At 41.0% G+C, this 19,957-nt stretch carries 14 protein-coding genes; 7 read left to right on the top strand and 7 right to left on the bottom strand.

Annotated features, from left to right (window positions below; genetic code table 11):
* Positions 1–284, top strand: a 284-nt coding sequence (locus Q0V26_RS12900; protein ID WP_297482082.1) for a hypothetical protein, incomplete at its 5' end; no start/stop codon positions are given.
* A gap of 127 nt (positions 285–411) precedes the next feature.
* Here Q0V26_RS12900 and Q0V26_RS12895 read toward each other — a convergent pair.
* The 4 genes from Q0V26_RS12895 to gadC all read right to left on the bottom strand — a co-directional run bounded on the left by Q0V26_RS12895 (position 412) and on the right by gadC (position 5,092).
* Positions 412–1,026, bottom strand: coding sequence for a TRIC cation channel family protein (locus tag Q0V26_RS12895; RefSeq protein ID WP_080158962.1), 615 nt, complete (start codon positions 1,024–1,026; stop codon positions 412–414).
* A gap of 168 nt (positions 1,027–1,194) precedes the next feature.
* Positions 1,195–2,595: a glutamate decarboxylase gene (locus Q0V26_RS12890; RefSeq protein ID WP_297482078.1), complete on the bottom strand. Its 1,401-nt coding sequence runs from the start codon at positions 2,593–2,595 to the stop codon at positions 1,195–1,197.
* 15 nt (positions 2,596–2,610) lie between these two features.
* Positions 2,611–3,555 (bottom strand): glutaminase A, encoded by a 945-nt coding sequence (gene glsA / locus Q0V26_RS12885; protein ID WP_297482075.1) that lies wholly within the window; start codon positions 3,553–3,555, stop codon positions 2,611–2,613.
* A 16-nt stretch (positions 3,556–3,571) separates the two neighbouring features.
* Entirely contained in the window at positions 3,572–5,092 is a 1,521-nt protein-coding gene (gene gadC / locus Q0V26_RS12880) for a putative glutamine/gamma-aminobutyrate antiporter GadC (protein WP_080159021.1), read from the bottom strand.
* A gap of 333 nt (positions 5,093–5,425) precedes the next feature.
* Here gadC and Q0V26_RS12875 point away from each other — a divergent pair, with 333 nt between their 5' ends.
* Positions 5,426–5,749 (top strand): hypothetical protein, encoded by a 324-nt coding sequence (locus Q0V26_RS12875; RefSeq protein WP_235865974.1) that lies wholly within the window; start codon positions 5,426–5,428, stop codon positions 5,747–5,749.
* 90 nt (positions 5,750–5,839) lie between these two features.
* Here Q0V26_RS12875 and dapD read toward each other — a convergent pair whose 3' ends face one another.
* Entirely contained in the window at positions 5,840–6,871 is a 1,032-nt protein-coding gene (gene dapD / locus Q0V26_RS12870; protein ID WP_297482070.1) for a 2,3,4,5-tetrahydropyridine-2,6-dicarboxylate N-succinyltransferase, read from the bottom strand.
* 332 nt (positions 6,872–7,203) lie between these two features.
* On the bottom strand, positions 7,204–7,506 hold the full coding sequence (locus Q0V26_RS12865) for a YebG family protein (protein ID WP_065167310.1): 303 nt from the start codon (positions 7,504–7,506) through the stop codon (positions 7,204–7,206).
* A gap of 82 nt (positions 7,507–7,588) precedes the next feature.
* Here Q0V26_RS12865 and Q0V26_RS12860 point away from each other — a divergent pair, with 82 nt between their 5' ends.
* On the top strand, positions 7,589–8,275 hold the full coding sequence (locus Q0V26_RS12860; protein WP_297482065.1) for a DNA-3-methyladenine glycosylase I: 687 nt from the start codon (positions 7,589–7,591) through the stop codon (positions 8,273–8,275).
* Here Q0V26_RS12860 and Q0V26_RS12855 read toward each other — a convergent pair.
* On the bottom strand, positions 8,272–9,159 hold the full coding sequence (locus tag Q0V26_RS12855; protein WP_107276827.1) for a LysR substrate-binding domain-containing protein: 888 nt from the start codon (positions 9,157–9,159) through the stop codon (positions 8,272–8,274). The genes Q0V26_RS12860 and Q0V26_RS12855 overlap by 4 nt on opposite strands.
* Positions 9,160–9,318: 159 nt before the next feature.
* Between Q0V26_RS12855 and Q0V26_RS12850 the strand changes: the two genes are divergently transcribed.
* From Q0V26_RS12850 to recD, 4 genes are all read left to right on the top strand, one after another.
* A complete protein-coding gene (locus Q0V26_RS12850) occupies positions 9,319–10,311 on the top strand; it encodes a TDT family transporter (protein WP_297482063.1) in 993 nt (330 codons plus the stop codon).
* A 214-nt stretch (positions 10,312–10,525) separates the two neighbouring features.
* On the top strand, positions 10,526–13,987 hold the full coding sequence (gene recC / locus Q0V26_RS12845) for an exodeoxyribonuclease V subunit gamma (protein ID WP_297482061.1): 3,462 nt from the start codon (positions 10,526–10,528) through the stop codon (positions 13,985–13,987).
* Between the two features lie 285 nt (positions 13,988–14,272).
* On the top strand, positions 14,273–17,893 hold the full coding sequence (gene recB, locus Q0V26_RS12840) for an exodeoxyribonuclease V subunit beta (RefSeq protein WP_297482059.1): 3,621 nt from the start codon (positions 14,273–14,275) through the stop codon (positions 17,891–17,893).
* Positions 17,886–19,952 carry an exodeoxyribonuclease V subunit alpha gene (gene recD, locus Q0V26_RS12835; protein WP_297482057.1) on the top strand — a complete coding sequence of 689 codons (2,067 nt, stop codon included), beginning with the start codon at positions 17,886–17,888 and terminating at the stop codon, positions 19,950–19,952. Before recB ends, recD begins: the two co-directional genes overlap by 8 nt.
* Positions 19,953–19,957 lie beyond the last annotated feature (5 nt).

The raw sequence follows: 19,957 nt of genomic DNA, 5'->3' as shown, positions 1-19,957 counted from the left end.
TTAGCGACCAGTTACGCCGGGGGCGCGCTGATATTCGGAATGGCAAGTCCCGTCCGCTTCACATTCATTTAAGAAACCTGAATCGAAAGATTCAGGTTTTTTTTCGCCTATATAAAAGCAAGATGATGCTGAATAGATACTGCGAAGTGGTAGTTCGGTTAAGTAACTTTCTATTGGGAACCTTAGCGGCCTGCCATGACTCTTATTTTATGGGAAATGGACGCGCTGATGCTCTGGCTGTAAAGTTAGCTATGGCAAGTCCCGTCCGCTTCACATTCATTTAAGAAAACTGAATAGAAATATTAGGCATATTTTACATTTGTAGAAAATGGCAACGATAGTGTGGCTATCATCCGTCACCTCGAAAGGAAAGCGCAAATAATCCATCTATTTCAGCATAGTATAGATGGATTATTTTAAGAGTAACCAGTTAGGGAAGGTGATTTTTTTGATTACAATGTACATTCTTACAATAATAATAAAGCTAATACTGGTTAGAGTGGCAATATTAGGACTGATTGAAAATTTAATTTGAAGAATATAAAGGTAGCAACCAATAATGACCGGGCTGGCATAAAATTCAGTATTATTGAACATTGTTGGCCGAGCCAGAATAACATCACGTAATACACCACCAAAGACTGCGGTGATCATTCCCATAGTAACTGCAACATAACCTGCATAATGCTCGGCAACCATATTCTTAGTGACGAGTACGGAAAACATTGCAATTCCAATGGCATCGAGTACAACGATCAAACGTTCGGCTTTTATTTTACGAAGGTGGGGCGCGAGGAAAAAGCCGACAAAAGAAGTAATCAGTGCCGTCCAAAAATAAGAGGGATCCCTAATCCAAAATACTTGTCCTGTTGAAAGAATAATATCTCGTACAGTACCGCCACCAAGTGCCGTTATCCAACCTAATACCATGACACTAACGATATCTTTACCTATGTTAGCTTCACTTATTACAGCACTTAATGCAAAGGCGACGATACAGATAATTTCAATGGTGTGAATTAGCATAGATAAGCCTATAACATATTAATATCACGGGAATAAATTTAAACTTGATACTAACATGCAGTGGTGTTCATACCAGAGAGTAAAAATGGTGATAGTGTTTTCAAAAATAAAAAAAAAGGTCGGAAATCCGACCTTTTTTATGATGTTTATACGTGAGATTAGAAAATATTATCGACCGCTATGATCAAATGTTTTTACATCTTCAGCAGTACATTGAGAGGCTGCATGTGAAGTAAGAAATTCAATAGAGCGGGTAAAGTCAGCGATTAATAGATTAGCAAGATCAACGGTTAGACCTTGTTTAACTAATATACGTTGCACCACAATTTCCTGAGCATTTGCAGGCAGGCTATAAGCAGGTACTAACCAGCCACGAGTACGTAAACGATCAGCAACATCATAAAGAGTAAACGGTACATTCACATCAGCTTTTAAGCGCCATGAAATTGCAGGGATCCCTTTTTCTCGATTACCATCAAATAAGAACTCAAATAGATTAAACTTATTAAGCTCTTTAACTAAATATTCACACACATCGTAGCTTGCATTATGAATACGTTGGTAACCTTCAAAGCCTAAGCGAAGGAAATTATAGTATTGAGATATAATTTGACCCGCAGGGCGAGAGAAGTTTAGTGCAAAAGTAGGCATGTCACCACCAAGGTAGTTAACATGGAAGATTAAGCCTTCAGGTAAATCTTCTTTATTGCGCCATACAACCCAGCCCACACCTAGTGGTGATAAACCAAATTTATGGCCAGAAGTACTGATTGATTTCACACGTTCTAGGCGGAAGTCCCAAGGTTCAATATTGGGTGCACAGAATGGTGCTAGCATAGCGCCACTTGCACCATCAACGTGAATATCAATTGAGTTACCAGTATCATGCTCATAAGTATCTAGTGCATCTGATAATGGTTTTACGGTTTCGTATAGCCCTGTAAAGGTTTGGCCAAAAGTAGGCACAACCATAATGGTGTTAGCATCAACAAGTTCTAACATGTCTTCAGGGCTCATGAAATAATGCCCTTCGTCCATTTTAGTTTCACGCATTTCTACGTCCCAGTAGCGGGCAAATTTTTCCCAACATACTTGAACAGGACCACAAACCATATTGGGTTTATCTGTTGGTTGACCTTGCGCACGACGCTTTTCACGCCAACGCCAAAGTGCTGCTAAACCACCAAGCATACAGGCTTCACTCGAACCTGTTGTTGAAGTACCAACGGTTGTTACTGATTCAGATGAATTCCATAAATCCGCTAAAATATGGACACAACGTCCTTCTATTTCTGCTGATTGAGGGTATTCATCTTTATCTATCATGTTCTTATCAATAGATAGATCCATTAATTTATGAACTTCGTCTTCTTCCCATGTTTGGCAAAACGTGGCTAAGTTTTGACGTGAATTACCATCGAGATAAAGTTCATCGCGAATCATTTGATAGATCACATTGGGTGCTTGTTCTTGCTGAGGTAGCTTGGTAGTTGCTGCAACGTTATTAATCGCTTCTGAACCAAAGATTGGATCATTACCTGATTGACGGTTTACTTCATGAAGAGCCATAATTTTCTTCCTACCTTAATGTTGCTTACTGCTAAATAAGTTCCAAGCCATTGCTTGAGTAACATGTTTAATCATTTGCTGACCACGAATACTATTGCCAAATGGGTCTAGTCGTGGTGAAAATGCTGCGAGTGCGCCAATGTTGGGTATCACTGTTAATAAACCACCACCAACACCACTTTTACCGGGTAGACCAACATCATATGCCCAATCGCCAGAGGTATCGTAAAGACCTTCCATCGCCATTTCTGCAAGAATATGGGGAATATTTTGAGGTTGAATTAACTGTTCACCTGAACATGGATTTTTACCGCCATTAGCCAGTGTTGCCCCTACTGTTGCTAGTTCTACCGCATTAAATAGGGTGGAACATTGGCGAGTATAAACATCACAAGCTTCAAGTGGCTCTGAGTACATACGACCAGATGACTCTAATAACAATGCAATAGCACGGTTATGAGTATTAGTGGTTTGCTCAGATTGATTGACTTCATCAGATAGCGTAATCGCACTGTTTGCGAGCAGTGATTGGAAATGTAAAATCTGCTGCCAGCGTTGTTCTTTATCTGTCGCCTTAACTAAACTCACTGTTGCCATAGCGCCCGCATTGACGAGGGGGGTTAAGGGCTTACCTTGGTGTAGTTCAAGGGCAAGGACTGAATTAAATGGCATGCCAGTAGGTTCTGCACCGACTTTACTGTGTAATGCATTTGCTCCAGATTGCTCAAGCACTAACCCGAGCGTCATGATTTTTGAAATAGACTCAATCGCAAATTTATAATCAGCATCTTGTAATTGAATCACTTCACCAGTAGCAGAAACGAAAGCTAGTCCTGTTAATTCTGATGGTACGGAAGCTAAAAAAGGAATATAGGAGGCATTGTCGCCTGCCATATTTGTTTTTGCTTCGTCTAGCGCTTGCTGCATAACGACAGCAAGCTTTTCATTTAGTTGTGACATTGACGCATCCTTAACGCTATTGATTCAAGGTATGAGTAATTTTGTCTGATGGGTTAATAACACCAGGGTGAACGTTTTCAATTTCCCAAGTAAAGGGTGCAAAGTCAGTCACTGCTGGATCTTTCCAGTGAGGTTGACGAGCTTTGTATATAAACAATGGAATTAATACGAAGATCACAGTTAAGACGACTAAGAAGCCAACGTATTCTTCAGGGCTGCCCACCGCAATTTGACTTGGTGGAATAAAAGAGAAGATGAACGCTAATAGTGAACCAGAGAAACCGACACCTGCGATGATCCACATGCCCATATCACCACCAGGGATTTTGTATGGACGTGGACGGTTAGGTTGGCTGTAACGTAAGTGAATAGCGGCAGCGAACATTAACAAGTACATGATAAGGTAAAGTACGACTGTTAATTGGCTTAGAATTTGATAAGCAGCTTGAACAGAAGGTAATACTACAAATACAACTGAAATAATGGTCACCAAGAAAGCTTGCACCATCATGATATGCGTTGCCATACCGTGTTTATTGGTATATTGGAAAAAGCGAGGTAAATAACCGCCTTTAGCAACAACAAGCAATGCAGATGAAGGACCCGCAACCCAACCGACAACCCCTGCAAGTACACCAAGTGCTAAACATGCAGCCATAATTGGCGCAGCCCAACTGATACCCGCCCAAGCAAACATATCATCGTAAGCGACTAATAAACTTTGAGTTAAGTTGATATCTTTTTGAGGAATAACAAAAGCGATAGCCAGTGTACCTAGTACAAATACACACACAGTACCAATCGCAGCAATCGCAATCGCAATAGGGTAGTTACGTGGCGCATCATCAACTTCTTTAACGTGAATAGCGTTCATTTCCATACCGGCATAGAACAAGAAAATACTGGCAGCTAAAACAACGTTATTAAAGTTAGAAAAGTCAGGAATCACATCGTGCCAAGATAATTGCACTTGTGGTGGACGACCTGAGAAGAATAGATAAGAGAAACCTAAAATAATTAACACGATACCAGGAATAACCGTACCAATTAAACCGCCCCATTTAGCGACTTTAGAAAACGCTGCGGTACCACGTAAAGCGATAAAAGTAGCTAACCAGTAAATCGCTAACACTATTCCTAATACGAAGAATTTATTCTGGGACAATGCTTGGTCCCATGACTGATCTGGGCCCATGAACGCAAGTGATACTGAACCAAAAGTCAGTGCGGTTGGGAACCATACAGTAACTTCGATCCATAACATGAAAATAGCAACTAACGCTAAACGTGGACCAAATGCTTCGCCCACCCAGCGAAATACCCCGCCTTTTTCCGACCAACCTGTAGCAAGTTCAGCGGCGACAAGTGAAACGGGAATTAAAAAGACAACGGCGGCAAAAATATAATAAAAAATGGAGCTCAGTCCGTATTCAGCTTCTGCTGGAAGACCACGTAAACTCACAACAGCAACGATATTTAACATTGCTAACGCGAATATGCTGATCCCCCCTTTTTTTGCTTTATCTATACTAGTCATCATTAACCAACTTCATAATCAAAGATATTTAAATTTTTATTGTTAGGTTTTGTGGACTAAAAACAGAACGTTTTATACTGTTTTAATAAATTCACTCTATAAAAAATAGCATCAACATATATGTATTTACATGCATAAAAAGCATTGTTTAGGTTGCATATATGTAGGTTGAGTATTTTTTTGCTTTGTGTGGTTGATTAGAATTGTGAATCATAGTGATGAAATATTTTTGTTGTTGGCGTGAAATGTATGTATGGGTTGATGTTGTTAATATTATTGCGTAGGAAATTATGTAAAAATGAAATTCAATAGATTGATTTTAGGGAACAACCAGTGAAATTTTTTTTCCAGCGTAATGAAACGGACTCAGAAGTTAGAATTGAATTGAAAACCGCGTCGTTTTATTTATTAGTCGCGATGATTGTGGGTTGGATGGCGATCAGTTTTATTTTGCAGTCAAATGAGGCGGGTTCAGTATTTTTACCGATTTTAATTGGTTTTATGATGTTGCGCTTCTTTGCTTTGGTTAAAGTACAAAAAGAAGTATTAGTAGCGATGCGAGATAAGCGCTTAACTACTCAGGGAAGTAAATTCTCATTTGCGAATCCCTTTATTTATATTATTAAGAAAAAGCCACAACTCGAGACTGAAGCATAATTAAAAACGGCCGCGATGCTATTCGTTATACCAATATATAGCATATAGCAGCATTGCGGCCGTTGACGATCATTGGACTGCAGACATTAATTAGTTATTGCTGTGCAGTTCGCTGTTTAATTCAATTGCTGTTTTGTTGGTTAAACATTCAATTTGGCCCGTCATTGAATTACGACGGAACAATAAATCTGCTTTACCAGCAAGATCGCGTGCTTTGGCTGTTTCAACGGCTTTACCTTCAGCATCAAGCATTTGTACTTTTGAACCTGCAGTAACGTATAAACCTGATTCAATAGTGCAACGATCACCCAGAGGGAAACCAAGGCCAGCGTTGGCACCTAAAAGGCTATTTTCACCAATGGATACCACGACTTTACCGCCGCCTGATAGTGTACCCATAATTGAAGCGCCACCACCGATGTCAGAGCCATTACCCACCATAACACCTGCAGAAATACGCCCTTCAACCATGCTTACGCCTGTTGTACCAGCATTGAAGTTAATGAAGCCTTCATGCATAACAGTGGTGCCTTCACCCACATGTGCACCTAAGCGAACACGGGATGTATCAGCAATACGTACGCCTGTTGGTACGATGTAGTCCACCATTTTAGGAAACTTATCTACGCAATCAACGGTGATTGTTTCGCCATTAAGACGCGCATCCATTTGGCGCTCAGCAAGTTCTGGTAAGTCGATAGGACCTTGGTTTGTCCATGCAATGTTGTGTAATAAACCAAAGATGCCATCAAGAACTAAACCGTGTGGTTTTACTAAACGGTGAGAAATAAGTTGTAGTTTTAAGAAACCTTCAGCAACAGATACTGGTGAGATGTCTGTTTTAAGCATAACCATAACCAGAGGCTGTGAAGACAATGTTGCTTTAGCTGCAAATTGTGCGCTTACTTCATCATTTGCATCTTCAAATGCTGATGCAATCGCAGCACATTGCTCTGGTGTAACTTCAATCGCTTGGTTACCACCGTGATAATCTACGATAGTCGCAATGTCTTTTACAAGTTGCTCAGATGGATGTAGCGTTGGGGTTGGGAAAAACGCTTCAATAATTTTCCCATCACGGTTTTTAGTGACAGTACCAAGGGCAAGTGAAAAGCTAGACATGATTACCTGTTCTCCATTTCAAATAAAATAATACAATGCGGTAATTAAAATAACAGGCTCACCAATAACTGAAGCCGATGATGCCTCTATAAGTTAATTGATGATTTACCGCTAATTTATCTATCATAAAGACAGTTACAAAAATAGAGAAGAGCTGAACTGATAATCAGGGCAAAATGATAGTTTATTAACGAAAAATGGACATAAGACCCTTCTTTTTGAAATTGATATTTGTTCAAAAAGGTATTGATGGAAAGATATTTAAGGGGGAGTCTGAGCGAAAAAAAACCTCCATTAGGAGGCTTTCGACGACAAACTGAATAATATAAAAATTATGCGGCGTCTTGCTGCTGCTCATCGGCAACAACTTCAGGTTTTACAGCTTTTGCTTTTGGTGCTGGTTTGGCTTTTTTTGCGCCTAAAGCAACCAAGACTTGTTCACGCTTTTGCGCTAAGAACATAGATAGTTCTTCTTGTTTTGCTTCATCTTCAAATAAGTCACTTTCACTTAATAAAGCAAACATATCATCTGCCATATCAAGCATTTTGTCATATGCGTCGGCTTCGGATTTAGAGGTAAAAGTCATCTTTTCTTCCCCGTTGCGCTCTACTACATATTTGACGATAACTGCCATGGTCATCCTCTCCTAAAATTTATTTACTGGTCGCTTATACAGTAGTATGGTGAGTGAGTCTAGTGCTAAGCGTGTGAATGTGATGACTCGAGAAAAATTTAACCAGATTTATCATCGTGCTGCTGAAAGAAAGGGCGGTGAATTAAATTTAGAACAATTATTAATAACACCATTGAATAATGAGCAATTAAAATTAATTCCTGATCACCGTTGGCTAGCTGAATTTACGCAAAAAGTGTTTCAGTGTGGTATTCGTTGGCAAGTTGTACGTAATAAGTGGCCTGCCTTTGAGCAAGCATTTTTTGAGTTTGATATTGAAAAAATGGGCTTGATGCCAACTGAAATGTGGGAGCGAAAAGCCCAAGATGCTTCTATTATTCGAGATTTAAAAAAGGTCATGACGATCCCTGAAAATGCCAACATGATCCATCGGGCGGCATTGGAATATGGTTCATTTTCTACCATGGTTGCCGATTGGCCTGAGCAGGACATTGTTGGATTATGGCTATATTTGAAGAAAAATGGTTGTCGTTTAGGCGGTAAGACTGGGGCGTATAGTTTGCGTGGTTTGGGTAAAGATAGTTTTTTATTTACTCAAGATGTGGAAGCTTATTTACGTCATACCGATATTATTGATGGCGGCCGTGATACGTTAAAATCATTACGCGCAGCGCAGGATGCATTTAATCATTGGCAACAACAATCAGGCCGATCATTAACGCAGATCAGCCAAATTATTGCTTTTAGTGTGGGTGATAATCGGGTTTAATCAAATTGCCACTGTTGGCAAAATGTCAAAAATAGCTTTAATAATGGGCTTTGATATTTTTCTTGATGATACAGCATCCAATATTGACGGCTCATATCAAGGGGGATCGTTAGTATGGCGACGCGTTGTTCTTCAACCGCATGTATGATTGCCCGTTGAGAGATACAGGTAATACCTAAATCGGCACTGACGCAATTGATGATAGCTTCAGTAGTATTTAATTCAAATGACGTGGTCCATTTATCTAGTCGTGGTGAAATACGATTTAGAAAAAATTCACGCGTGCCTGATCCTATCTCTCTTAATACCCATTCTGAATTTTCGAGATCTGATAGCTGTAAATTTTCAATCTGTGTTAATGGATGTTGTGGATGACAGGCAATCACCATTTGATCACTGAGCCACGGTTGAACAACAAGATCTGAGTGTTGTACTTTGCCTTCAACTAAACCCACATCTAATTCAAATTCTGTCAGCTTATGACAGATTTGAGCGGTGTTTGAGATAAATAATGTTTGATCTCGATGTTGGGTTTCAAGTCTAAAATCGCGTAATAAAAAGGGGGTTACTTGATTACCTACGGTATCACTTGATCCTACTTTTAATTGACCAGTTAATGGGCCCGCTTGATCAAATAAATTTTCAATCGCATTTGAACGAGCTAAAAGTTCATCAGCAAGAGGTAATAGTCGTTTTCCTTGTTCATTGATTATTAAACGATTGTTGTTGCGATCAAACAGTTTATGATCTAACTGTTTTTCCAATTCAGAGAGCGCCATACTAACAGCAGGCTTTGATAAAAATAATTTTTCTGCAGCGGCGGTAATTGTTTTTTCTTGCGCTACAGTCACAAAAACTTTGAGTTGTTTTAACGCTATATTCATCATTACCTCATTAAAAGACGTAAGGCGAATCATGTCCGTCTTATTGTTAAATCAAGCTTAACACTGTTTTAAATATATTCAATTATTATAAACACTGGTAAACAGGTATACTGCAAGCAACAAAACAATAATTCGCTATCATTCAAGCGGAGTAAAAATATGATTGCAGCAACAAAACGAAAACTCGCTGGTGCGCCAACACCAATGGCTGGGTTAGCATTAGGTATTGGCAGTATTTTATGGTGTTGGGAAAATGGTGCCCAACTTCATGGTTATGGACAGATTACCGGCGCGGTGATTGCCGCAGGGATGCTACTCATTTTAATGGCTAAATTTTTAGTGCATCCAAAACTATTGTGGGGTGATTTATCTCATCACGTTGTTGGTAGTGTCGTACCCACATTTGCGATGGCATTAATGGTGGTATCAAAAGCCGTCAGTGTTTATGGCTCGATCACTGTTGGTGTATATATTTGGCTATTTGCGGTTGGATTACATGTTATTTTCTTAGCATTATTCCTTTTCCACCGTGCGCGTGATTTCCATTTACACCATATGGTACCGAGTTGGTTCGTGCCGCCGATTGGTATTATTGTTGCTGATGTGTCATTTCCTGGTGTGGCAGCATTACACCCACTTGCCTATGTATTACTGATGTTTGGTATGATTGCTTATGCTGTGATGTTACCAATGATGATCTACCGATTTATGTTCCGCGATGAAGTGCCTGATGGCGCTAAACCAACCATTGCGATTATGGCAGCGCCTGCAAGTCTATCTTTGGCGGGTTACTTAACAATTACCGCTACACCGTCACCAGTGATTGTGGCGATGTTAGGTGGTATTGCAGTGCTAATGACTGCGGTGATCTACTTAGCCTTTTTCCGATTATTACGCTTAGAGTTTAGCCCAGGTTATGCCGCCTTTACTTTCCCGATGGCGATTGGTGCGACGGCCTTATTTAAAACCTCTGCTTGGATGAAGAGTTATGGCTTTGATGCTCATTATGTCGCTCAAGTTCATGGTTTAGCTACAATTGAATTATATGTTGCAAGTATCATTATTGGTTATGTAGCCATTCGCTATTTAGCTTTTTATCGACCAGTGAGTCGATTATTCCAACGCAGTGAAATCTGTCCACACAACATTTGATAGCAATGGTGCAGTAATTTCACGAATGTGTTGTTGTACCCATAAATGTTGAGTGTGTTGCCCAGTCAATTTGGCTGGGCTTTTTTATTGGTGTTTATACAACGTATTGATATTAATTGTGGTGCTTTTGGGCGTTTTTAAGCTGTATTTATTTACAGTATCTCAGTGATGGTAGACAATTTGGTTATCTATTTTTCTGCTGTGGAATATCTGCGTGTTCACTGTCTATCATTCAAATCAGCTTGATCTGCTTAAATCATTACTCGTTGAGTTGATCCGCTTACAGCCGTTAGCGAATCCGTTTGAAAAAGAGCAAATTCTGGTACAAAGTCCAGGTATGTCACAATGGTTAAAAATGGAATTAGCGACCTCGTTTGGGGTGGCGGCAAATATAGAATTTCCATTACCTGCGACTTTTATTTGGAAAATGTTTACTCAAGTTTTGGCTGATGTGCCCGAGCGAAGTGCATTTAATAAAGAAGCGATGACATGGAAATTAATGCAGGTATTGCCACAACAATTTGATCAACCTGAATTTGAACCATTACAGCGTTATTTAGAAAACGATAATGACTCGCTAAAGTGTTACCAACTGTCTGAAAAAATAGCCGATATTTTTGACCAATATTTAGTGTATCGCCCCGAATGGATCCAGCAATGGGAAGCGGGCGAAACTGTCACAGAGCTTAATGATGAGCACCCGTGGCAACCGATCTTATGGCAAGCACTTTACGATCAAACCTTAGCCTTAGAGCAATCACCGTATCATCGTGCTAATTTGTACGATCACTTTATTGAAACGCTGAACAATTATTCAGGTAATGAAGGGAAGGCAGCGTTACTGGCTGCGGGGTTACCGCAACGATTGTTTGTGTTTGGTATTTCTTCCTTACCACCACGTTATTTAGATGCGTTAGCCGCGATTGGTGAACATATTGATGTCCATTTAATGTTTACTAACCCTTGTAAATATTACTGGGGTGATATTCGCGATCGTAAACATCTAGCACGTTTAGCGGCGAGACAACGAGTACAGCTACAAAATATCGCCACGACGGATGATGTTGATGCGTTATTGTCAGTGCTTAAAGACAACGATCAAAATAATTATGACGATGACATGCACAATGATGTTGTTGGTAATAGCTTATTAGCATCTATGGGGAAACTTGGGCGAGATAATATTTATTTGTTATCGGCAATGGAAGTCAATGAAGTCGATGCCGGCTTTGTTGATATTGAAGCTGATACGTTGTTGCATGCCATTCAAGCGGATATTTTAAATCTTCAAGATCGTCAAGACGATACTCAACTCGATTCCAGCGAGCACAAATTCCCGATTGCTATTGATGATCAGTCTATTACCATTCACGCTTGTCATAGCCCAATGCGTGAAGTGGAAGTATTGCATGATAAATTGCTAGCGATGTTTGAAGCCAATCCAACCCTAAAGCCGCGTGATGTGATTGTGATGGTGGCTGATATCAATGCTTACAGTGCCGCAATTCAATCGGTATTTGGTAATGCGCCGGGTAATCGTTACATTCCTTTCTCTATTTCTGACCGTACGGCAGAGCAAGAAAATCCTATTTTATTGGCATTTTTACGTTTACTTACCTTACCTGATAGCCGCTGTCATGCCTCTGAATTATTAGAACTGTTAGAAGTACCAGCGGTGATGGAAAAGTTTGGTTTTGATAGTATTAGCTTTGAAAAAATCAAACAATGGATTGAAGAAGCAGGTATTCGATGGGGGCTTGATCAACACACAGCCAGTCAATTTGATTTACCTGAACAGCTGCAAAATACATGGCTATTTGGTATTCAGCGAATGCTGTTAGGTTATGCAATGCCACATGATACTGGGCTGTTTGCAGGGATCTCTGCTTATGAACAAGTACAAGGGTTAGATGCTGAATTAGCAGGACAATTAGCGGGATTCATCGATAGCTTAATTGAATATCGTTACGCGTTGGCACAAGCACAAACCGTTAATCAATGGGCGGAGTTATTACATCAGCTACTGGATGATTTTTTTGTAGTTGAGCTGGAAGGTGAGTTAATTTTAAAATCGATTCGCGATAACTTGCAGCGGTTGCATCAGCAATTACAAGATGCGGGTTATCAAGGGCAAATCACGCCAGCGGTATTGACACAATACTTGCAAGATAAGCTCTCTGGTGAGCGCGTTAGTCAACGTTTCTTAGCTGGACAAGTTAATTTCTGTACCCTGATGCCAATGCGCTCAATTCCTTTTAATGTGGTGTGTTTATTAGGAATGAACGATGGGGCTTACCCGCGTAATATAGCTCCTGAAGGGTTTGATCTTATGAATGGCCGCACTAAGGCTGGAGATCGTTCTCGTCGAGATGATGACCGTTACTTATTTTTAGAAGCGTTGTTATCCGCTCAACAAACATTATATATCAGCTATGTTGGACGTTCGATTCAAGACAATGCTCCTAAAGTACCGTCAGTGTTAGTCAGTGAGCTGGTGGAGTATTGCCAGCAAGGCTATTGCTGCGCGGGCGATCAACCGTTAGCGGTAGATGTCTCTGCAAACAATATCAAACAACAGTTAATTCAACATCACCCGTTAGTGCCGTTTAGCCCCAGTGCGTTTATTGGCGATCACGCCAGTTTTGCGATTGAATGGCTACCTGCGGCTAACCGTGATGGCCAGGCAAGTGCGCCATTTCAACTCGATGCGTTAGTCGCTGAACCGATGGCTGATGATCAGGTTTTAGTTCTAGAGTTAGCAGAATTACAACGTTTTTGGCGTTTACCAGTGCGTTATTTCTTTAACCGTCGTCTTAAAGTGTATTTTGAAGCGCCAATGGGGTTATTAGAAGATGATGAGCCGTTTGTTCTTAACGGCTTGGAAAGCTATTTAATTCGCGATCAGTTATTGGACTTATTATTAGATGCCAAGTTGAAAAATGATGATCTTGATGTCATTTATCATCAGTTTGCCGCTGAACAACGGGCTGCGGGTACTTTACCTGTGGCGGCATTTGGTGATCTTGATTTAGCGGCTAGTCGCCAAGCGGTGGCGAATTTAACTGATGTGATTGAGCCATTAATTCATGCACCATTAGCGGATCAAGAAGTGGCGATTACGGTGCAGGTAGCTCAGCATAATGTTGTTTTACAAGGCTGGCTCAAGCAGCGTTATCAGTCAGGTCTTTTACGTTACCGTACTGGCAAAATTCGTCCACAAGATCTGCTAACGGCTTGGCTTGATCATTTATGTTTGGCTATATCGGTGCCTGAAACCCAACAGGTTACCCATATCATTGGTACTGATAAGCAGTTTGAATTACAAATTATTGAACCGCAGCAAGCGCTGGCTTATTTACAGCAGTTGATTGAACTGTATTACCAAGGTTTAAATCAACCGTTAGCCTATTTTCCTAAAACTGCGATGGCAGCCATACAAGCCCATATTGGCCGTGATGGTAGTTGGAAGAGTGATGAAGAAACCGAACAAAAATCCCTGACAAAAATGACTGAATGTTTTAACGATGGTTACTTGTTTGCAGGGGAAGGCAGTGATGATTATATTCAGCGAGTATGGCCGCAGTGGAATGATGATGTGGCACAAGAAGCGAATCAATTAGCGGCATTGGTGTTACAAGTTGTGGTGGTGAACAGTAAAGAAATTAAGCCAGAATAACGCGGTAGTGAAGTAGTGTGGCCGCCAGCAAATCATTGTTAGTTGTAGGGTGTTCGCTGTGCGGCCACAGGTCCAGAGGTGACCAAGTTTCTGGCGCTGATACTAACTAACCACCGTCGTATAAACCGTGAGTAAGTTCTCACAATATAGGAACACAACAGAATATTAGGTGCCAATATTTACTTATAAGTGTTGGGTCACATAATAACGAGCCAAATTACTGAAATTGAAAACTATCAGGCTAGTGCTGTTGTTACATATAGCAACCATGGGATGAGTAACATAATGGCGACTGAAGTACTAACAACGGATGACGTACTAACGAATATTCTGCAACCAATGACGTTTCCATTGCATGGTACGCGTTTGATCGAAGCATCAGCAGGAACGGGTAAGACCTTTACCATCGCAAGTTTGTATTTACGATTATTGTTAGCGCATGGTAGTGAGGCGACGCGTCATCAACAGCAATTGACGGTTGATCAAATTTTGGTGGTAACTTTCACAGAAGCGGCGACGGCAGAATTACGTGATCGTATTCGTGCCCGTATTCATGATGCGCGGTTAGCGTTTAGTCGTGGTGTTAGCCATGATCCTGTTATTGCGCCGTTATTAAATGAATATCCAGATCATAAATTAGCCGCAACCCTACTCTTACAAGCCGAACGGCAGATGGATGAAGCCGCGATTTATACTATCCATGGTTTTTGTCAACGAATGCTGACTCAAAATGCGTTTGAATCAGGCAGTCGATTTAATAATGAATTTGTGACCGATGAAAGCCAATTAAAAAAGTTGGTGGTTGCAGATTATTGGCGCAGTAATTTTTATCACTTGCCGCCAGCTCTGGCGCATGAGGTTCGTGAAATTTGGTCTGCACCAATTAAATTATTAAAAGAAATTGGCAATAGTTTAACTGGTGCGCCAGTGAGATTATCTGTGGCGGCGATGACTGAATCGTTAGAACAATTACACCAGCAAAATATTGTGCGGATTGATGAAGTAAAAGCGTTGTGGCGTCAGCATCAAGCAGATCTTGAAGCTTTAATTGCTAATTCTGGTATCAATAAACGCAGTTATACCAAAAAAAGTTTACCCAATTGGATTGAGCAAGTCAGTGCATGGGCAGCGCAACCTACTGTTGGTTATGAACTGCCTGATAATTTGATTCGCTTCCATCAGCAGACATTAATTGAAAAAACTGCCAAAGGTGATGCGCCTGAGCATGCAGTTTTTAATGTTATTGCTGAACTGTTAGATAATCCGGCTAACTTGCGTGAGCCACTATTAGCCCATGCAATTGAGCATTGTCGTCAATTATTGGCTGACGCTAAATCGCGTAAAGGGTGGTTATCATTTGATGACTTGCTGACGCAGTTAGGCGCTGCAATTGATAATGATGTTGATGATCTACTCGCGAGTAAAATTCGAGCTCAATATCCGGTGGCGATGATTGATGAATTCCAAGATACCGATCCATTGCAATACGGTATTTTTAGTGATGTTTACCGCCATCATCCTGAATGTGGTTTGTTTATGATCGGTGATCCTAAGCAAGCTATTTATGCCTTTCGTGGCGCTGATATTTTCACGTATATTCAAGCCCGTCGCCAAGTTACTGATCACTATACATTAGCGACTAACTGGCGCTCGACAGCCAATATGATTGCTGCGGTTAATAGCGTGTTTCAACAGCCAGATAGTCCGTTTATTTATGATCAAGATATTGAATTCTTAGCGGTTGATCATAGTCCTAAAGCGGCTCAACGTAGCTGGTGGTTAAATGGTGAAGCACAACATGCATTGACGTTTTGGTTACAAGATAGCCCTGACGGTAAGCCAATAACTAAAGGTAATTATCAAGCGACAATGGCCGCAGCTACAGCGGCACAAATTCAACATATTCTGACTCAATCACAACAGCACCAAGCGTACTTTTTAGATGGTGAACAGCAACATGCGATTGCTGCGGGTAATATTGCGGTATTAGTACGTACTGGTACTGAAGGGCGCTTAGTGCGTGAAGCATTATCCAAACAAGGCATTGCCAGTGTTTATTTATCTAACCGTGACAGTGTGTTTTCAACCCCAGAAGCGGCCGATATTCAACGGTTATTGCAAGCGGTATTAACCCCTGAAGATGATCGTATATTACGTGCAGCATTGGCTTCAGGATTATTTGCACGTACTGCGATTGAACTCGATCAACTCAATAATGATGAGAATGAGTGGGAAATTGCAGTTAATAGCTTTAAGCAATATCGCCAACAGTGGCAAAAACGTGGTGTGATGCCGATGTTGCGCAGTGTGATGGCAAAAAATCAAATTGCAGAGCGATTATTAGCCGAAGATGGCGGTGAGCGTAAGTTGACTGATTTGCTGCATATTGGTGAATTACTGCAACAGGCGAGTCAAACATTAGACAGTGATTATGCCCTGTTGCGTTGGCTCGCTGAACATGTTGCTGAGCCAAACGGTAATGCTGATGATCAAGTGATGCGGTTAGAATCAGAACGTAATTTGGTGCAGATTGTTACCATTCACAAATCAAAAGGTTTGGAATACGACTTAGTCTTTATGCCGTTTGTGTGCAGTTACCGTGAAGTTGATAGCAAAGGCGAAGTTAAATATCACGATGAAGTGGATAACATCACGGTACTCGATATTGCGAAACAAGCGCCAGCAATAGAAAAAGCTGATCAAGAACGATTAGCTGAAGATCTACGCCTAATTTATGTGGCATTAACCCGTGCAGTTTATGGGTGTTATGTCGGTATGGCACCGATTCGTAATGGCCGTAGCACCAAAGAGCCAACTGGCTTACATCGCTCAGCAATGGGACATTTAGTACAAAATGGCCAAGCTGGTGGTGTGGCTGCACTTGAATTAGCCTTAGCTAAACTCAGTGAAGCTCAAGTTGCAATTACAGTCGCTGAGCCGCCCCAGCTTGCTGATATTCAATGGCAGCCTCAAGATGAAGTAACTGAGACTTTGATTAAACGCCCATTTTCAACCTCATTAGAGCGTAATTGGTGGATGACCAGTTATTCTAATTTGGTTAAGCAAGGTCATCAAACTGCTCATGATAGCAGTCTAGATTTACCTGGGTTTGATATTGATTCGGTGCAAAATGTGACAGAAGACATCGATGATAATGAGTTGGAATTAGAGCCACAATATTCTATTTATACTTTTCCACGTGGTGCGCGCCCTGGTACTTTTTTACATACTGTGTTTGAAGAAATTGACTTTACTGCTGCGGTTGATTGTCCTGAAACGGTTGCGAAACTAACCGAATTACTGCAACTAGAAAATTATGAATTAGCGTGGTTACCTGTGTTGCAGCAGTTAATTCAGGATGTATTAACTTGTGCGCTTGATGGTGATACGTTGCGGTTGGCGGATAAAACAGCGTCGCAACGATTAACGGAAATGGAATTTTTATTGCCGATTGAGATTCTACAAGCAGTGGCACTTAATAAGATCATTGCAAAACATGATCCGCTATCAGCTAAAGCCGGAGAGTTAGGCTTTGCAACTGTGAGTGGAATGCTAAAAGGCTTTATTGATTTGGTGTTTGAGCATCAAGGTAAATATTATGTTTTAGACTGGAAATCAAATTATCTTGGTGATGATCCGCAAGTGTATCGTGGTGAGCAACTACAAACCGCGATGCGTGAACACCGTTATGATTTGCAATATCAAATCTATGCGTTGGCATTGCAGCGTTTTCTGCGCAGTCGTATACCTAATTACAGCTATGAGACCCATTTTGGTGGGGTGTATTACTTGTTTTTACGCGGCATTCAGGCGGGGAGTGACAGTGGTATTTTTTATGCGCGCCCAAGTGAACAATTACTTGATGATTTAGATTTATTGATGAAAGGAGCGCTACCGCATGCTTAAGCGTTTACAAAAGCTCACTCAACAGGGTGGATTACGGCAGCTTGATTATCAGTTTGCTAAATTTGTGGCGTTACACAGTCCACAATCGCAACAGGATTTGGCGGCACTAATGGCTGCGTTAGTGAGTTATGAATTAGGCAAAGGCCATGTGTGTATTCAATTAGATCAATTGCGCGAGCAGCACTTATTTGGTTTATCAAGCCGATTATCGGTAGCGTTAGTTGATGGCTTACCTGAATTAACCCAATGGGCGTCATTATTAGCGCAATTTGATGTGGTAGCGAATGTTCAATCACAAGGCTTACAAGCGAGTCCTTTGGTGTTTGATCATGGTCGTTTATACCTTAATCGTTATTGGCAATTTGAACAAACCGTAGCAAAGCGGATTGTAGATATGGCGACTAATTACGGCCAAGTCACCCAGTGGCAAGACCAACAATTGAGTTTGATGCATCAAGCGTTGAATGATTTGTTTCAGCCAAGCTATGGGCATTTATACCATGCGTTGCAAGGTGCGACTGACGCTAAACAACGCCAGAAAATAACCTGTGATTATTTGAATATTGTTACACCACAGCAGCTTGATTGGATGGCGATTGATAGCGTATTACAACAAGCGCAGCAAATAACAGATTTACAGTCATTAGACAGTTTAGTGCCAACGACGAGCTGCTTAAATTGGCAAAAAGTAGCCGCAGCAATGGCACTAACCCGTCAGTTTGCAGTGATCTCGGGCGGGCCGGGTACAGGTAAAACCACCACTGTCGCTAAATTATTGGCGGCATTAGTGATGCAAGCTAATGGTGAACATAAACCAAATATTATGCTGGTGGCACCGACAGGTAAAGCCGCTGCTCGATTAACTGAATCGATTGGTTCGGCGATTAAATCATTGGCTGTACCACAGGCGATTAAAGATTTGATTCCAACCCAATCAAGTACATTACACCGTTTACTGGGTTCGATCCCTAATCGGGTTGAGTTTAGGCATCATAAAGATAACCCGTTGCACCTTGATGTACTGGTCGTTGATGAAGCCTCAATGGTCGATTTACCGATGATGGCGCGATTATTAGACGCGATGCCACAAGGGGCTAAATTAATTTTATTGGGTGACCGAGATCAATTAGCCTCTGTTGAAGCCGGCGCAGTGCTAGGTGATATTTGTTCTTTCTCAACTCAAGGTTACAGTGCCCAGCAAGGTCAGTTATTAAGTCAGTTAACAGGGTTTGATCTGCACTCAAATAATATTGGTTTAAGTGTAGTGACAGACTGTTTGTGCATGCTACAAAAGAGTTACCGTTTCCATGCCTTATCTGGTATTGGTCAGTTAGCTAAAGCGATAAATCAAGGTAAACCAGCACTGGTAAATAAAGTTTGGCAACAAGGGTTTAAAGATATTCACCATTATCCATTAGGTGGTGAAAAGTACGTTGCTATGATTAATCAAGTAGTGACGTTTTATCTTGATTATCTTGATGCAATAAAAAGCGATAAAACACCCGCTGAAGTATTAAAAGCATTTGCGAATGTCAGGTTGTTATGTGCCTTACGTGAAGGTGACTTTGGTGTGGTCGGTTTAAACCAACGGATTGAAAAAGAATTGACCCATCGAGGTCGAATTTCACCCAATGATGAAACATGGTATGTCGGCCGTCCGATTATGATCACCCGTAATGATCACGCATTAGGATTATTTAACGGTGATATTGGCATGACGATGCTAGAGCCAGAAATAGATCCTGACAGTGGCCGACGTCGATTACGGGTTTATTTTGAAATGCCAGATGGCACTATTCGCGGTATTTTACCGAGCCGTATTCCTGAACATGAAGTGGTGTATGCGATGACGATTCATAAATCACAAGGATCGGAATTTGATGATACGTTAATGGTGTTACCTGCGGAGTACACACCCATTTTAACCCGTGAATTAATTTATACCGGTATCACCCGTGCCAAGTTGCGGTTGTACTTGTACGCACCAATGGACATTATTACTAAAAGTGTCCAAGTTCGAACTGAACGAGCCAGTGGGTTAGCACAGTTGTTGGTTTAGTACTA

The organism is uncultured Photobacterium sp., from assembly GCF_947039875.1.
In the GTDB taxonomy this organism is placed as follows: Bacteria; Pseudomonadota; Gammaproteobacteria; order Enterobacterales; family Vibrionaceae; genus Photobacterium.
This window is presented reverse-complemented; position numbering and strand designations above follow the sequence as displayed.

Excerpts from the sequence above, each read along its gene's own strand:
- Q0V26_RS12860 (WP_297482065.1), top strand. The coding sequence starts at position 7,589 with ATGACTCGAGAAAAATTTAACCAGATTTATCATCGTGCTGCTGAAAGA.
- Q0V26_RS12895 (WP_080158962.1), bottom strand. The coding sequence starts at position 1,026 with ATGCTAATTCACACCATTGAAATTATCTGTATCGTCGCCTTTGCATTA.
- Q0V26_RS12850 (WP_297482063.1), top strand. The coding sequence starts at position 9,319 with ATGATTGCAGCAACAAAACGAAAACTCGCTGGTGCGCCAACACCAATG.
- Q0V26_RS12855 (WP_107276827.1), bottom strand. The coding sequence starts at position 9,159 with ATGAATATAGCGTTAAAACAACTCAAAGTTTTTGTGACTGTAGCGCAA.
- gadC (WP_080159021.1), bottom strand. The coding sequence starts at position 5,092 with ATGACTAGTATAGATAAAGCAAAAAAAGGGGGGATCAGCATATTCGCG.
- recB (WP_297482059.1), top strand. The coding sequence starts at position 14,273 with ATGGCGACTGAAGTACTAACAACGGATGACGTACTAACGAATATTCTG.
- recD (WP_297482057.1), top strand. The coding sequence starts at position 17,886 with ATGCTTAAGCGTTTACAAAAGCTCACTCAACAGGGTGGATTACGGCAG.
- Q0V26_RS12865 (WP_065167310.1), bottom strand. The coding sequence starts at position 7,506 with ATGGCAGTTATCGTCAAATATGTAGTAGAGCGCAACGGGGAAGAAAAG.
- Q0V26_RS12890 (WP_297482078.1), bottom strand. The coding sequence starts at position 2,595 with ATGGCTCTTCATGAAGTAAACCGTCAATCAGGTAATGATCCAATCTTT.
- glsA (WP_297482075.1), bottom strand. The coding sequence starts at position 3,555 with ATGTCACAACTAAATGAAAAGCTTGCTGTCGTTATGCAGCAAGCGCTA.
- dapD (WP_297482070.1), bottom strand. The coding sequence starts at position 6,871 with ATGTCTAGCTTTTCACTTGCCCTTGGTACTGTCACTAAAAACCGTGAT.